The organism is Roseinatronobacter thiooxidans (assembly GCF_001870675.1).
In the GTDB taxonomy this organism is placed as follows: Bacteria; Pseudomonadota; Alphaproteobacteria; order Rhodobacterales; family Rhodobacteraceae; genus Roseinatronobacter; species Roseinatronobacter thiooxidans.
This window is the reverse complement of the sequence record NZ_MEHT01000017.1, coordinates 80,725-94,606: the sequence shown is the minus strand read 5'-3', so window position 1 is coordinate 94,606 and position 13,882 is coordinate 80,725. Positions and strand designations below refer to the sequence as shown.

The following is a 13,882-nucleotide window of genomic DNA, read 5'->3' as shown; positions in this document are numbered from 1 at the left end:
CTCAAAAACGGGTCCGATTGCGGATCCTGCGGCCCGAGGGGGACACCTCGGGCCGTTTTTCAAACCGAGACCTGCACAAGGGCGTCCCGCAAAGGGGAGTAGATGGCAATGGCAATGATTCGGGTCGAGAATTTGCACAAGCATTTCGGCGGCTTTCACGCAGTGGATGGTGCAACGCTGGAAATCGAGAAAGGCTCTATCACAGGGCTGATCGGTCCAAATGGCGCGGGCAAAACCACCTTGTTCAATGTGATCGCGGGGGTCTTGCCGCCCACATCGGGCAAAGTGCTGATGGATGGCGAAGACATCACCGGCCTGCCCCCGCATGCGTTGTTTTCCAAAGGATTGCTGCGCACCTTTCAGGTCGCGCATGAATTTCATTCCATGACTGTGCGCGAGAACCTGATGATGGTGCCCCCCGGACAATCGGGTGAAAACCTGTGGTCTGCGTGGTTTCACGCCGCCCGCGTGCGCGAGGAAGAAGCGCGAATCCGCGCGCGCGCCAATGAGGTGCTGGAATTCCTGACCATCGACCATATCGCCGATGAAAAGGCAGGGCAGATTTCGGGCGGGCAGAAAAAGCTGCTGGAGCTGGGCCGCACCATGATGACCGACGCCAAGATCGTCTTTCTGGACGAAGTTGGCGCAGGTGTGAACCGCACACTGCTGAACACGATTGCAGACGCGATCCTGCGCCTGAACAAGGAACAGGGCTATACATTCGTCGTGATCGAACATGACATGGATTTCATTGGCCGCATCTGTAACCCTGTTATCTGCATGGCCGAAGGCAAGGTGCTGGCCGAAGGCACGCTTGACCAGATCAAGGCCAATGAACAGGTGATCGAAGCCTATCTTGGCACCGGCCTGAAAAACAAGATTTTGAAGGAGGAAGGGCATGTCTGAAGCGCGCACCCGCGCAGCCCCTCTTGCGGGTCTTATCAGTGCCGTCTGGCTGGCACTGGCCCCCGCGCAGGCCGACACCCCCTGCCACGCCCTGCCTAACGGGTTTGAATTCTGTGCCGCCGGAACATTGTGGCAGGATGCAGAGGGTTTTGACTTTGAAGGGGCCGTGGTGCTGGAAGGCGACGATCTGTGGCTGGAAATCATGCCCCTGCCCGACCAGATGGCCGACCAGTCGCTGGAAAGCATGCTGGACAGTCTGGCATCGGAATTTGCGCAACAGGCCATGGATGAAGGCGCGCGCGCGCCCGATATACTGAACCGCACCAGATTTCAGACATCACAGATGGATGTGATCATGCTGACGATGACCGAATTTGGCAATGGCGATGACTATATCGTGGTCACCGCCGTTGCACAGGGCAATGGCCGCCACCTTATTCTGGCGCTGGACGGGGATGCCGCCTTCAGTGCAAGTGAAATGGAACAGACTATGCGCAACATCGCGGAACTGATCCGCCCCAGTGAAGAGGGTTAGACCATGACACAACCCTTTCTGATAGGCGACGGAATGACCGGCGGCTATGGCGGCGCAGATATTTTACATAACTGCACCATCGCTGTCGAAAAAGGCGAGATTGCTGTGATTGTCGGCCCCAATGGCGCGGGAAAATCCACGGCAATGAAAGCTGTCTTTGGCATGTTGAAGCTGCGCGAGGGCAGTGTCCGCTTGCAGGGCGAGGATATCACCACGCTATCCCCGCAAGCGCGTGTCAGCAAAGGCATGGGGTTTGTGCCGCAGACAAGCAATATCTTCCCGTCCATGACAGTGGAAGAAAACCTTGAAATGGGCGCCTTCATCCGCCGTGACGAGATCAGGACGACGATGGAACAGGTGTATGAGCTGTTCCCGATCCTGCGCGACAAGCGGCGGCAGGCGGCGGGCGAATTGTCAGGCGGGCAGCGCCAGCAGGTTGCCGTCGGGCGCGCGCTGATGACCAAGCCTTCGGTGCTGATGCTGGATGAACCCACTGCAGGCGTCAGCCCGATTGTCATGGATGAACTGTTCGACCGCATTATCGAGATTGCGCGCAGTGGTATTTCCATCCTGATGGTGGAACAAAACGCCCGTCAGGCGCTGAACATCGCCGATAAGGGCTATGTTCTGGTGCAGGGCGAGAACCGCTACACCGACACCGGACAGGCACTGCTGGCCGATCCGGAAGTCCGCAAAAGTTTTCTGGGGGGATAAGGATGGAACCGCTAAACGCGCTGGTCAGCCTTGCCAATTTCATGCTGATCCCGGCCTTTGCCTATGGCAGCCAGCTGGCGCTTGGCGCTTTGGGGATCACGCTGATCTACTCGATCCTGCGTTTCGCCCATTTCGCCCATGGCGACACAATGGCGCTGGGCACTGCCGCTGTCATTGGGGGTACGTTTTTCCTGCAAGCGCGCGGCATCAGCATAGACCCGTTGCCCACAGCCATTCTGGCCCTGCCCTTCGGGATTGTGGTCATGGCGGGCTATCTGCTGGCCGCAGACAGGCTGGTGTATCGCTATTACCGCAAGGTGAAAGCAAAACCCATGATCTTTGTGATGGCCAGTCTTGGGGTCATGTTCGTGACCAATGGTATCACACGTCTGTTCATGGGCGTGGGCGAGACCCGCTTTGAAGACGGGCAGCGCTTTATCTTCACCGTGCGCGATTTCCGCGAAGCGACAGGGCTTGCGGAAGGGTTGGCGCTGCGCAACGCGCAGGCGCTGACAATCGTAACTGCGCTGATTGTCATGGTGGTGTTGTTCTGGTTTCTGAACCGCACCCGTTCGGGCAAGTCGATGCGCGCCTATTCGGATAACGAGGATCTTGCCCTTTTGTCCGGCATCAACCCCGAACGGGTTGTGATGATCACATGGGTGATCACAGCGATTTTGCTGGTGCTGGCCGGCACGCTTTACGGGCTGGACAAGGGCTTTCGCCCGTTCAACTATTTCCAACTGCTGCTGCCAATGTTTGCCGCCGCCATTCTTGGGGGGCTTGGCTCTCCCATCGGGGCGATTGTGGGGGCCTATGTGGTGGCATTCGCGGAAATGGGCATCACCTATGCGTGGCGGCGGGTGTTCACCTACCTGATGCCCGAAGGGCTGGAGCCTGAATCGATGATGCAGCTTCTGCCGGTGGATTACAAATTTGCCGTGACCTTTGCCATTCTGGTCATCGTGCTGCTGTTCCGCCCGACAGGTATCTTCAAGGGGAAAGTGCTATGAGCCTGACCGCACGCGACCTGAGCCTGTTTGCGGCCATGGGGGCCGTGCTGGCCATGGTTGCCATGTTCCAAAGTCCGCAACTTGCTGTCACCATCCTGAACATGAGCCTGATTTCGGCGGTCATGGCGCTGGGTGTGAATATGCAATGGGGCTATGCGGGCCTGTTCAATGTTGGTGTCATGGGCTTTACGGCTGTGGGGGGGCTGGCGGTTGTGCTGATCGCACAGCCACCTGTGCCCGAAGCCTGGGCCGCAGGCGGGCTTGGCATTTTGCTGGGCCTGATGCTGGGGGTTGCCACCATTCTGGCCGCCGTCATCGTCTATAAGCGCATGGCACCGGGCACGCTGCGCGGCATCGCGCTGTTTGCGGTGCTGCTGGGGGGCTATCTGCTGACATCCCTTGTGTTCGGTCCTGCCAAGCAAGCTGTGCAAGCCGTCAACCCCGCATCCGAAGGGTATCTGGGCGGCGCCGGTTTGCCGGTGATCCTTGCATGGCCTGTGGGCGCGGTCTTTGCCGCAGGTGTCGCATGGCTGGTCGGCAAGGTCAGTCTTGGCCTGCGGTCTGACTATCTGGCCATTGCCACTTTGGGCATCTCCGAAATCGTGATTGCGGTATTGAAGCATGAACGCTGGCTGGCGCGTGGGGTGAACAATGTCACCGGAATTGAACGGCCCGTTGCGCGCCCGATCGAGTTGCAGCCAGTGCCTTGGGTGCAATCGCTGGCCGAAACCCTGGGGTGGAGCGTATCGCAAACCGCCTCTGTTGTGTCTGGCCTTGGCTATAGCACCTTGTTCATTATTGTGCTGGGCCTTCTGATCTGGCTGGCAGAGCGCGCGTTGAATTCCCCTTGGGGACGCATGATGCGCGCGATCCGCGACAATGAAGTGTCGGCCCGCGCGATGGGCAAGGATGTCACGCGCCGCCATCTGATGATCTTCGTGCTTGGCTCTGCTGTCTGTGGCCTTGCTGGTGCGATGATGGTGTCAATGGACGGCCAGCTGACCCCCGGCAGTTACGAGCCGCTGCGCTTTACCTTCCTGATCTGGGTGATGGTGATCGTGGGCGGATCGGGGAATAACTGGGGCGCGGTGCTGGGCGCATTCGTGATCTGGTTTCTATGGGTTCAGGTGGAACCTGCGGGGCGCTGGTTTATGGAAATTGTCACCTCTGGCATGGCCGACGGATCTGACCTGAAACAACATCTGCTGGCCTCGGCCGCCTATATGCGGTTGCTGACAATGGGTGTGGCGCTGTTGCTGATGCTGCGCTTCGCGCCGCGCGGGCTGATCCCGGAACGGTGAGCCACGCTTGCGCAATCCTGCTGCCTGCGGCTGGCGCGTCCAGCCGCATGCGCGGCGCAGACAAGCTGCTAGAGGCGGTTGGCACCCGGCCCATCCTGCGCTGTATCGCAGAGCGCGCCATAAGCGTGACGCCACATGTGGGCGTAACGCTCCGCCCCGATGATCTGCCCCGCCAGCGCGCGCTGGCAGGTTTGGGCGTCACATATCTAGACGTTACAGATGCGGCAGAGGGGATGGCGGCATCGCTGCGCGCGGGGGCACGCTGGGCGATGACGCTGGAATGTGACGCGCTGATGGTCGCCCTGCCCGATATGCCCGAAATTACAGCACAGGATATGCGCAGCCTGATCGCAGCGCAGGCGCAAGCGCCCCGGCAGCCCTTGCGCGCCAGCGCGCCACAAGGCACGCCCGGCCATCCGGTACTCTTTCCACGCGCCCTGTTTGCCGCGATGCTGGGCCTGACAGGCGATGAAGGCGCAAAAACACTGCTGCGCGCCCACCCCCCGCGCCTGCATGTCTTGGACGGTCAGCGTGCGGTGCTGGATCTGGATACACCAGAAGACTGGCAGGCGTGGCGCAAGGGTCACCCCCCCGCCTGAGCCGCCGCGTCTGCGCGCAACCTCTCTCGGTTCAGCGCCAGCCAATAGGCCGATTGCACCAGCGGCCCATTGGTCACTTCGCCAGACTGGATCAATGCCATAAGGCGGGTGAACGGAATAATATGGCTGCGAATATCCTCGGCTTCGCTGTCCAGACCGGAAACCCCCTCTGCCCCGTCGGGCAAATCAGTCAGGGCCACATATTGATACAGAAATTCTGTAATCGCGCCCGGCGACGGATAGACATTGCCGATAGATAACAGACGGTCTTTGCGCAGCGTGAGTTGCGCCTCTTCCTGTGTTTCGCGCAAGGCGCAATCTTCAGGGGTTTCAAAAGGGTCAACGCGCCCTGCCACAGGTTCCAGTATCCACGCATTGCGCGCCCCGCGCAGCCATGGGCCAAAGCGGAACTGCTCGATCACCATCACCACATCGCGCACAGGGTCATATGGCAGCACGGTCACAGCATCGCACATGACAAAGCCCGCGCGTTTTACAACAGCGCTGAAACCGCCGCCAAACTGGCGAAAGCGCAAATCATCTTCGGCAACCGAGAAATACCACGCATAGGGCCGTCTTGCCTGTGCAACCTCGACATCATGGCGGTCCCATGCGTTTCGTTGGCGCGCCGGATTGTCATCTGCCTGCGCACGCAAGGTTGACGCCGCATGCGCCAGCGCCATCGGCCAGCGGGCCTGCAACGCCTCTGCGGAAAACGCATCGGCCAGTTCCATGATTTCGGTGCAGGCACGGCGCATGACCGCCGCCTGTGTGCCGCTCCATTCCGGTGCGGCATGGCATTGCATATGCGCCGCCAGACTATATGTCAGCGCTTCGGTCTGGGTCTGATACAAGCGCGGCACAACCTGCACAGGTTTCGCGCCCATCACGGCGAAAAACACATCAAGCCGTGCGCGCGCGTCCGCGTCCAGATCCGCAATCACCCCCTCGACTGTCGCGCCAGATCTGGCAACAAGAACGGGCATCAGGGATTGGTCCACACCACAAAGTGCGTAATCGTCCAGAATCGCCCCGGCCTTTGGCGCATCTTCCCCCACGACATCACGCAGGAATGACAGATCGCAGAACGGACCAAACAGAAAAACAGGCTGTATCATCTTGCGACGCGCTTTGCTTCGGCAATTCGGTAGATCACCACCAGAAACAGGGTTATTGCCGCAGCCCCGCCAAGGCCCACTGTCGCAAAATCGGCCGTGGAAATCTGTTGCAAAATGGCCCATGCGTCATCCACACTGCCTTCCAGCGCGTCACCGAAAGTTTTGTAGCGCATCTGGTAGCCCTTGGTGAAAATTCCGTAAAGCGCCGACAAACCAAGCGCCAACAGGAATGTGGCGATATAGCCTTGTATGACCACGGAAAACGCCTGCAAGACATTGCGGTTAATGCGCTGTCCCACAAAGACCCAGCCGACCGCTGCCGCGACCACGGCAAAGAAAATATTGATCGATTGGGCCTCGGGGATATCTTCGTTCAAAGATTGGTATTTCGACGCAAGATAAAATGCCATCACAGCGAATAACACCAATGCAGCCAGTCTGGTAAGCGTGGGCATGACGCACTTTCAATAACCTGAAAACATCATCATATCCGCCCGCGCAATCAGGCGCAATCGGGGCGTTGAGGTCTGCCCTTATCCCGGTTTTGGTTTTTGCAGCACCAGTTGGGTCACATCACACAGACCGCTGCGAAACGCACCGGCGCAGGATGTCAGGTAATATTCCCACATCCGCTTGAAGCGCGCATCATATCCCATTTCGGAAATTTCCGGCCAATGCGCCTGAAAACTCTCGTTCCAGCGGCGCAGCGTCTCGCTATAGCTTTGGCCAAAATCATGCGTCTCGACATAGCGCAAACCTTGCGTTTCGGCCACCTTGCGCACAGGGCCGGGTGCGCCCAGCATGCCGCCGGGGAAAATATATTTCTGTATGAAATCGACATGGTTTCGATACGCGCTGAAACGGTCATCAGGCACCATGATAATCTGGATCACCGCTTGCGCCCCCGGTTTCAGACGCTGGCAGACCGCATTGAAATAGCGCGGCCAGTATTTCTCGCCCACTGCCTCGAACATCTCGATCGAAGCGATGCCGTCAAATTCTCCGCCTGTGTCGCGGTAATCCTGCATGCGGATTTCCACCTGATCGGACAAACCCGCCTGCACCATGCGCGCCACTGCGTAATCGCGCTGCGCCGCGCTGATTGTCAGCCCTGTGACTTTCAGCCCGCGCTTGGCGGCCGCATATTCCGCAAAGCCCCCCCAACCACAGCCGATTTCCAGCACATGATCCCCTTGTTTCACGCCCATTCTGTCGACCATGGCGCAATATTTGGCTTCTTGTGCCGCTTCCAGACTTTCCTGCCCTGTGCTGAAAAGTGCCGAAGAATAGGTCATGCTGTCATCCAGCCATAACCCGTAAAAATCATTCCCCAGATCGTAATGGTACGAGATATTCTTGCGCGCCTGCGTTTTGGAGTTCGAGCGCAGCCAATGGCGCGCGCGCTCGACAAGGCGCACCAAGCGCATGCCCACTGCCTCGTCATAGACAGAGGGGTTGTCGTCACTCACCAGATCCATAAAGGCTTGCAGGTCGGGGCTGGACCAGCCCCCCTCCATGTAAGATTCCGCAAAGCCCACATCGCCTTCGCGGATAAGGCGGCCAAACAGGTCGGCGTCATGCACATGCAGCTCTGCCACATACCCCGGTGCCGCGCCTTCCATGCGAAAGGTGCGGCCATCGGGCATGACCACATCCAGCCGCCCCTTGTTCAGCAAGGTGGCCCGCGTATAGGCTTGCCGGAAATAGCGCGGCAAATCCTGCTGCCCTTCAAGAGAAGTCAGGATCGCATCTTGCGATTTCGGTGCTTTTGCCAAGGTATTCATCTGCGGATATGTCCCTGTATGTCGCCGCTTCAGGCTGTTTTTCTGTGTTCATATGCGCTGAGCGCCCGCTGCCGTCCAGTCGCAAGCTCGACCACAGGCGCGGGATAGCGCGCCTTGGGGTCCATCTGCCAGCTGCGCGGGCAGGCGTCGAAGAAAGACAGCGCCGTCTGGGGCGGTGCAGCCGACAGCTCTGCCACCCAGCGCGTGCGGTAGTGGCGCTTGGGGTCGAATTTATCGGCCTGCGTATCGGGGTTGAAAATCCGGAAATACGGCGAGGCATCCGGCCCCGATCCGGCAACCCATTGCCAGCCCATAGCGTTTGCGGCAGGGTCCCAGTCGATCAAGCACTCCTCGAACCAGCGTTGCCCCACGCGCCAATGCGTCATCATGTGTTTGGTCAGGTATGACCCGACCAGCATGCGTGCACGGTTGTGCATGCGTCCTGTGACATACAGCTCACGCATCGCGGCATCGACGATTTCTATGCCCGTGCGCCCCTGTTTCCACTGTAATGTCGTGTCTGTTTCGTCCTGCCATGGGAATGTCTCCCAGCCTGCGCGCCAGCTTTCATGGGTAATGTGGGGGGTATGATACACCAGATGATAGGCAAATTCACGCCAGACCACTTCTTTAAGAAATGTCTCGGCACCCGCCTTGCCTTCTGCCATGGCGCGCGCGCCTGCGTCCCACAGCGCGCGCGGGCTGATTTCGCCATATGTCAGGTTTTCCGACAGGCCCGAGGTTGCATCGCGGTCCATCCGGTCACGCTCGGCACTGTAGCTGTCGATCCGCGTATGGGCAAACTCGGCCAGACGCTTTTGCGCCGCCCCTTCCCCGATATGCAGATAAGGGCGCACAATCGCCGCCCCCCGCCCCATCGCGCGCCCCATCTCCCAACTGGCCAGCGCGTCGCTGCGCGGCCAAGTGGCAGGGGCGCGCAGCTCACGGGGCGGCACCAGCCTTGCGCCCGTGTCGCGCGCGCGCACGGCGCGCCAGAACGGGGTGTAGACCTGATAAAACTTCCCCTGCCCTGTCGCCACATCCCAAGGCTCGAACAACAGATGGCCATGGAAGCTTCGCGCGTCCAAGCCCGCCTCTTGCAGCGCCGATTTCACGCGTGTGTCGCGTGCAATCTGGTCGGGGTCATATTGGCGCGTCCACCAGACCGCGCCCGCGCCTGTCTCGTCAATCAGCTGCTGCAATGCGCCCAACGCATCGCCCTTGCGCAGGATCAGACGCGATCCAAGCTGGGCAAGGCTGTCGCAAAACGCCTCTACCCCCAGACCCAACCGCCATTTCGGCGCGGCCCCCAGCATGTCCACGACCTCATCCTGCACGAATACCGGAATAACGGGGCGTCCGCTGCGGGCCGCCGCATCCAGTGCAGGATGATCGCTCAGGCGCAGATCACGCCGGAACCATAGCAAAATGGGACGAGTATCGCTCAAACCGGCCTACCTGCGTTTTACTGTGTCACAGCGCCTGATCTAGCACGGTTAACAGGCGGTCAAGATCAGCTTGCGTTGCATAATGCACAAAAGACAGGCGCAAGACCCCATGCGCGGGGTCAATCCCCTGTGCGCGCAAGGCGCGATCGGCGTAAAAACTGCCACCCCCCGCCATAATCCCGTGCGCGGCAAGGGCGCGCGCCAACTCTGCTGCGGGGCGCGTATGCGCCAGCGCAACCGTGGGCGCGCGGGTGCCCGCCACGGATGGCCCCAACAGGCGCAGGTCATTGCGACCACAGAGCTGGTCCAGAAGCGGTTGCAAAAGCGCCGTTTCATGGGCGCGCATCAGGTCATGAATATCTGCGCAACGCTGTGCCGGACTTGATCCGGCACCTCCTGCCCCGCCCCCGGCGGTTTGGCCAAAATGATGCGCATGCAGCGCGTCGATGTAATCGGCCATGCCCGCACAGGCTGCAATCTGCGCATGGTCCGGCCCTGCGGGGGTAAAGCGTTTATACAACACATCCGCGTTGAAATAATGCCCCTGATGGGGCAACACATCGCCCAAGGCGCGCCGGATCACCATCAGCCCCTGATGCGGCCCATACGTCTTGTATGCGGAAAACAGGTATATATCCGCCCCAAGCCCTGCCACATCGGGCAGCCCATGCGGCGCATAAGACACGCCATCCACGCAAGAATATACACCCGCCGCGCGCAACTGCGTGCAAATCTCGCCCACCGGATTGATCTCTCCCACCACATTCGAGCAATGCGGGAAACAGACCAGCTTGACCGTGTCATCCAGCAACTCCCACAGCGCGGCAGGGTCCAGATGCCCGCTCTGCGGGTCAATCTGCCATTCCCGCACCTCGATTCCGCGCGCGGCCAGCCGGCGCCATGGGCCGGAATTGGCCTCATGGTCCTGATCGGTCACGATAATCGCATCACCCGGTGCCAGAAACTCCCCGAAAGCCTGCGCCAGCACATAGGTATTGGCCGTGGTCGAGGGGCCGAAGCTCAATTCATCCGCATCCACGCCCATCATGGCCGCAAGGCGTGTGCGCGCCTCATCCATCTCTGCGCCTGCAAGGCGCGACGCCTCGTATGCGCCATAGGGTTGCACCTTGCGACTGTGGTAAAACCGCATCAGCCGGTCGATAACGGGCTTGCACGTGTAAGACCCGCCAGCATTCTCAAAAAACACCTGCCCATGCAGGCTGGCTTCGGAAAAGGCGGGAAATTGCGCGCGGACGAATTCAAGGTCAAGGACAGGCGCGGTCATCTATGCTCCGGGGGATGCGTGGGTTTGCCCCACTCTGCGCAGGCGCGTGCCGCAGTTCAACCCCGAAAACTCAGCCCGCGCCAAGGATGATGCGGACATAGTTTTGCGTTTCGGCATAGGGCGGAATGCCGCCATGCTGTTCCACCTTGCCCGGGCCCGCATTATAGGCCGCAAGCGCCAGCTTCCAGTCGCCGAACTTGTCATACATCATGCGCAGATAGCGCGCGCCGCCCTCAAGGTTTTGTTGCGGGTCATTCGGGTCCACCCGCAGCATTTGCGCGGTGCCCGGCATCAGTTGCGCCAGCCCTATCGCCCCTTTTGACGAAATCGCACTTTGGTTCCAACGGCTTTCCTGATTGACCAGCCGCAAAAACAGGTCTTCGGGAATATTGTGCCTGCGCGCCGCCGCGCGCGCCACTTCCAGATAGGCCCCTGTATATCGGCCATTATAGCGCGGAATGGCCGCAGGTGCCGCAGCCACCGCAGATTTGGGCAGCAACCGGGCAGAAGCCGAATATTGTTCGGACAACCGCCCGTCAATCACCCTGCCCGCCGCGCGCACGGTATCAAGCCGCCCCCGATCCGCGCCCGACAGGTTCAGCCCCTGTGCCCCCACGGGGTCTGCAACGACAAGCCAAACCACGCAGGCCCCGATCAGCCGTGCCGCAAGCCCGTGCATTTTCTGTGTCATGCCCCAAGTCATGACAGTGTCATACCATCTGCCATTTTTTTTTCCAGCAAATCTTGACCATCGGCGCGCAGTTGCCTTGCGCATCTTCATTGCTTCTTTACCATGTCGCGTCGATAAGGAATGAAGGCGCAAGCATGCGCGATGCGGATTCGGCTAACACCGCCGCGCGAGAGTTCAAAAGGAAGTTCCCATGGCAGGATCAGTCAACAAGGTCATCATCATCGGAAATCTGGGCCGCGATCCAGAGGTTCGCAACTTTCCCAATGGCGGCAAGGTCTGCAACCTGCGCATTGCCACATCGGAACGCTGGCGCGACAAGGCCAGCGGCGAGCAGCGCGAAAAAACCGAATGGCACAGCGTCGCCATTTTCTCCGAACCGCTGGTGCGCGTGGCCGAGCAGTATTTGCGCAAAGGCTCCACCGTCTATATCGAAGGCCAGCTTGAAACCCGCAAATGGCAGGATCAATCCGGCGCAGACCGCTACACAACCGAGATAGTGTTGCGCCCCTACAGAAGCGAATTGACCATGCTGGGCGGGCGCGGCGATGGTGGCGGCGGTGGTGGCAGCAGCAGCGGTGGCGATTACGGCGGCGGGCAGGATCGCGGTGGCGACTATGGCAGAGGGCGCAGCCCTGCCCCGTCCGGCCCATCCGATATGGATGACGAAATCCCGTTCTGATCTGGCTTGACGCGATATAGGGCACAGAGTATTGGCATATAGAACGCGGGTGTAGCTCAATGGTAGAGCAGCAGCTTCCCAAGCTGAATACGAGGGTTCGATTCCCTTCACCCGCTCCAATATTCCCCGTAAGCGCATGAAATTAAAGGATTTTCTTGAAGGTAATTCAGCTTACCCGCCTGAATACCCATCAACGAAAAAACGCTTGTTTCATGCTACTTTCGGCATTCTGGCGAATCGATCTGGCCGATAGGCGCGCAACACCGCCTGCGGCTCGACCTGCGCAAGATCGCACACCGCCATAAAGTCGCGTGATCCTAGCCATGCCTCATCTATGCCTTTCGCGGCATCATGCAGGCCAGCGACCAGAACAGCACGCCACAAAGCAAGATCAGGATTTACCGCCACATCAAAGCCCCCTCTTGTGAAAAAGGGCAGGCCCGAAAGCCTGCCCCCTGCACTGTCAACTTCGGGTTCACAAAGCCCAGTGCTGCCGGTGTTTTCTCGAATTGCGGCACGATCCGGCTAATCCGCATCCGCCCTGCGCCTTTCGGCCCCTTGGCGGCTAGGGTAATCATTCAGGCTTGATGCCCAGCACCAGCGCCTTCACGGCCTCTGGATTGGTCACGGCACCACCCACGCGCTTTGAAACGTAGTAACGCACAAAGCCCGGTTGCGAATACGGATCGCGGATCACCTGAATTCCCATGCGGTCAACAACCGTATAGGCTTGGGCGAAATTGCCAAACAGCATTCCCACCGCATCAGTCCCCAGCGCGGGCATATCTTCGGCCAGAAACACGGGATAGCCCATCAAACGATCCGGCAACGCTTCAGACAAGGAAGGCTGCAAGAATGGGCGGCTTTCCGCGTCCTTCAGCTTGCGCAGAAGATTGCGCATGGCCCGCGTCATCATAAATGCCGCGCCGGGCAGATAATCCGCCTTCAGGCTGTCCACCAGATCGCCCAGTGTATCGATGCCGTCACTTCCAAAGCCACCATTCAGGCCAGAATACACCGTGCCAATCTGATACGCATCAGGATCAGCGCCCCATGTGAAATCCTCATCTGGAACGCGGGTGTAGTTTAAGATGCCACGCGCCTTGCCAACCCCATCACCGTTAATGAAGGCTGCGGCCTCTTGACGGCCAAAGCGGGTGCCAATCTTGGCTTGCAACCAACCTTCAACATCAAAATCAGCATCTGCCAGCAAGTGATTTGTCACGGCGGGATAAGCATAGTGTTCATGCGTTTCGATCGGGTGCCGGGTCAGGAAGCTGGCCGCTGTCGGCGCGCGGGTGCCAGTCTCTGCAACCCAAGCCGAATTCGGCTCGCCACGATCCACCAGCACTTCAAGCGTTGTCTTGCTTGTGCGCAGAACGCTTGCAGCCTGTCGCACTGGTGAAGTCTCGCGCACCAGCTTGAAGATACGATCAGACCAATCACCGCGCACCACCACGCCTTGACCATCCGAAACAATCGAAAGCGCCTTTGTCTCGAATTCACCAGATCGCGCCCATGCGTCAATCGATTTTGCTTCATCGCCCTTTTCATGCACGGCGGCTTCACCGGCAAAATCAGGACGCCCCATCACCGCTTGAAGCTGGTTCAACCGGCGGTCAAAATCGGAATGCTTTTTCTCAACCATCGCTTTAACATTGGCTGTCAAGTCAACGATTTCCTTAAGTTCAGTATTCATCGCGTGTCCTTTCTGCGATATGGTTTTCATCTCCATTTCGCAGCCCCAGCATCCCGCTGGTCAGCCACTGGAAAACCCAACCCAGCATCCCGCTGGTCTCTGGCCTCACC

General features: G+C 59.4%; 16 protein-coding genes and 1 tRNA gene. 8 read left to right on the top strand and 9 right to left on the bottom strand.

Annotated elements, in window-relative coordinates:
• Positions 1 to 114: 114 nt before the first annotated feature.
• From BG455_RS09120 to BG455_RS09095, 6 genes are read left to right on the top strand one after another with little or no spacing between them, the layout of a single operon-like run.
• Positions 115 to 906, top strand: coding sequence for an ABC transporter ATP-binding protein (locus tag BG455_RS09120; protein WP_071469754.1), 792 nt, complete (start codon positions 115 to 117; stop codon positions 904 to 906).
• Positions 899 to 1,441: a hypothetical protein gene (locus BG455_RS09115; protein ID WP_071469675.1), complete on the top strand. Its 543-nt coding sequence runs from the start codon at positions 899 to 901 to the stop codon at positions 1,439 to 1,441. Before BG455_RS09120 ends, BG455_RS09115 begins: the two co-directional genes overlap by 8 nt.
• Positions 1,442 to 1,444: 3 nt before the next feature.
• The gene (locus tag BG455_RS09110) at positions 1,445 to 2,155 is read left to right on the top strand and encodes an ABC transporter ATP-binding protein (protein WP_071469674.1); all 711 of its coding nucleotides are present in this window, start codon (positions 1,445 to 1,447) and stop codon (positions 2,153 to 2,155) included.
• A 2-nt stretch (positions 2,156 to 2,157) separates the two neighbouring features.
• Positions 2,158 to 3,168, top strand: coding sequence for a branched-chain amino acid ABC transporter permease (locus BG455_RS09105; protein ID WP_071469673.1), 1,011 nt, complete (start codon positions 2,158 to 2,160; stop codon positions 3,166 to 3,168).
• Positions 3,165 to 4,469, top strand: coding sequence for a branched-chain amino acid ABC transporter permease (locus BG455_RS09100; RefSeq protein WP_071469672.1), 1,305 nt, complete (start codon positions 3,165 to 3,167; stop codon positions 4,467 to 4,469). The genes BG455_RS09105 and BG455_RS09100 overlap by 4 nt, the downstream gene beginning before the upstream one ends.
• Positions 4,466 to 5,068: a nucleotidyltransferase family protein gene (locus tag BG455_RS09095; RefSeq protein WP_245735509.1), complete on the top strand. Its 603-nt coding sequence runs from the start codon at positions 4,466 to 4,468 to the stop codon at positions 5,066 to 5,068. Before BG455_RS09100 ends, BG455_RS09095 begins: the two co-directional genes overlap by 4 nt.
• Here BG455_RS09095 and BG455_RS09090 read toward each other — a convergent pair.
• The 6 genes from BG455_RS09090 to BG455_RS09065 all read right to left on the bottom strand — a co-directional run bounded on the left by BG455_RS09090 (position 5,053) and on the right by BG455_RS09065 (position 11,394).
• Positions 5,053 to 6,186 (bottom strand): NUDIX domain-containing protein, encoded by a 1,134-nt coding sequence (locus tag BG455_RS09090; RefSeq protein WP_071469671.1) that lies wholly within the window; start codon positions 6,184 to 6,186, stop codon positions 5,053 to 5,055. The two genes, BG455_RS09095 and BG455_RS09090, sit on opposite strands and share 16 nt — an antisense overlap.
• Positions 6,183 to 6,641, bottom strand: a complete 459-nt coding sequence (locus BG455_RS17120) for a TrgA family protein (RefSeq protein WP_071469670.1) — start codon at positions 6,639 to 6,641, stop codon at positions 6,183 to 6,185. The genes BG455_RS09090 and BG455_RS17120 overlap by 4 nt, the downstream gene beginning before the upstream one ends.
• A gap of 78 nt (positions 6,642 to 6,719) precedes the next feature.
• Entirely contained in the window at positions 6,720 to 7,970 is a 1,251-nt protein-coding gene (locus tag BG455_RS09080; protein WP_071469669.1) for an SAM-dependent methyltransferase, read from the bottom strand.
• Positions 7,971 to 7,999: 29 nt separating this feature from the next.
• On the bottom strand, positions 8,000 to 9,418 hold the full coding sequence (locus BG455_RS09075) for a cryptochrome/photolyase family protein (protein ID WP_071469668.1): 1,419 nt from the start codon (positions 9,416 to 9,418) through the stop codon (positions 8,000 to 8,002).
• Between the two features lie 25 nt (positions 9,419 to 9,443).
• A complete protein-coding gene (locus tag BG455_RS09070) occupies positions 9,444 to 10,703 on the bottom strand; it encodes an aminotransferase class V-fold PLP-dependent enzyme (protein WP_071469667.1) in 1,260 nt (419 codons plus the stop codon).
• A 70-nt stretch (positions 10,704 to 10,773) separates the two neighbouring features.
• The gene (locus BG455_RS09065) at positions 10,774 to 11,394 is read right to left on the bottom strand and encodes a lytic transglycosylase domain-containing protein (protein ID WP_245735508.1); all 621 of its coding nucleotides are present in this window, start codon (positions 11,392 to 11,394) and stop codon (positions 10,774 to 10,776) included.
• 190 nt (positions 11,395 to 11,584) lie between these two features.
• Between BG455_RS09065 and ssb the strand changes: the two genes are divergently transcribed.
• Both ssb and BG455_RS09055 read left to right on the top strand, forming a co-directional pair.
• Positions 11,585 to 12,073, top strand: coding sequence for a single-stranded DNA-binding protein (gene ssb / locus BG455_RS09060; RefSeq protein WP_071469666.1), 489 nt, complete (start codon positions 11,585 to 11,587; stop codon positions 12,071 to 12,073).
• A gap of 45 nt (positions 12,074 to 12,118) precedes the next feature.
• Positions 12,119 to 12,192: transfer RNA gene (locus tag BG455_RS09055), tRNA-Gly, on the top strand.
• A 91-nt stretch (positions 12,193 to 12,283) separates the two neighbouring features.
• Here BG455_RS09055 and BG455_RS09050 read toward each other — a convergent pair.
• The 3 genes from BG455_RS09050 to BG455_RS09040 are packed head-to-tail and all read right to left on the bottom strand — an operon-like array spanning position 12,284 to position 13,802.
• Complete coding sequence (locus tag BG455_RS09050; RefSeq protein ID WP_071469665.1) at positions 12,284 to 12,481, bottom strand: hypothetical protein; 198 nt, start codon at positions 12,479 to 12,481, stop codon at positions 12,284 to 12,286.
• Positions 12,472 to 12,651, bottom strand: a complete 180-nt coding sequence (locus BG455_RS09045; RefSeq protein ID WP_071469664.1) for a hypothetical protein — start codon at positions 12,649 to 12,651, stop codon at positions 12,472 to 12,474. Before BG455_RS09045 ends, BG455_RS09050 begins: the two co-directional genes overlap by 10 nt.
• Positions 12,648 to 13,802 carry a phage major capsid protein gene (locus tag BG455_RS09040; protein ID WP_084386225.1) on the bottom strand — a complete coding sequence of 385 codons (1,155 nt, stop codon included), beginning with the start codon at positions 13,800 to 13,802 and terminating at the stop codon, positions 12,648 to 12,650. Before BG455_RS09040 ends, BG455_RS09045 begins: the two co-directional genes overlap by 4 nt.
• Positions 13,803 to 13,882 lie beyond the last annotated feature (80 nt).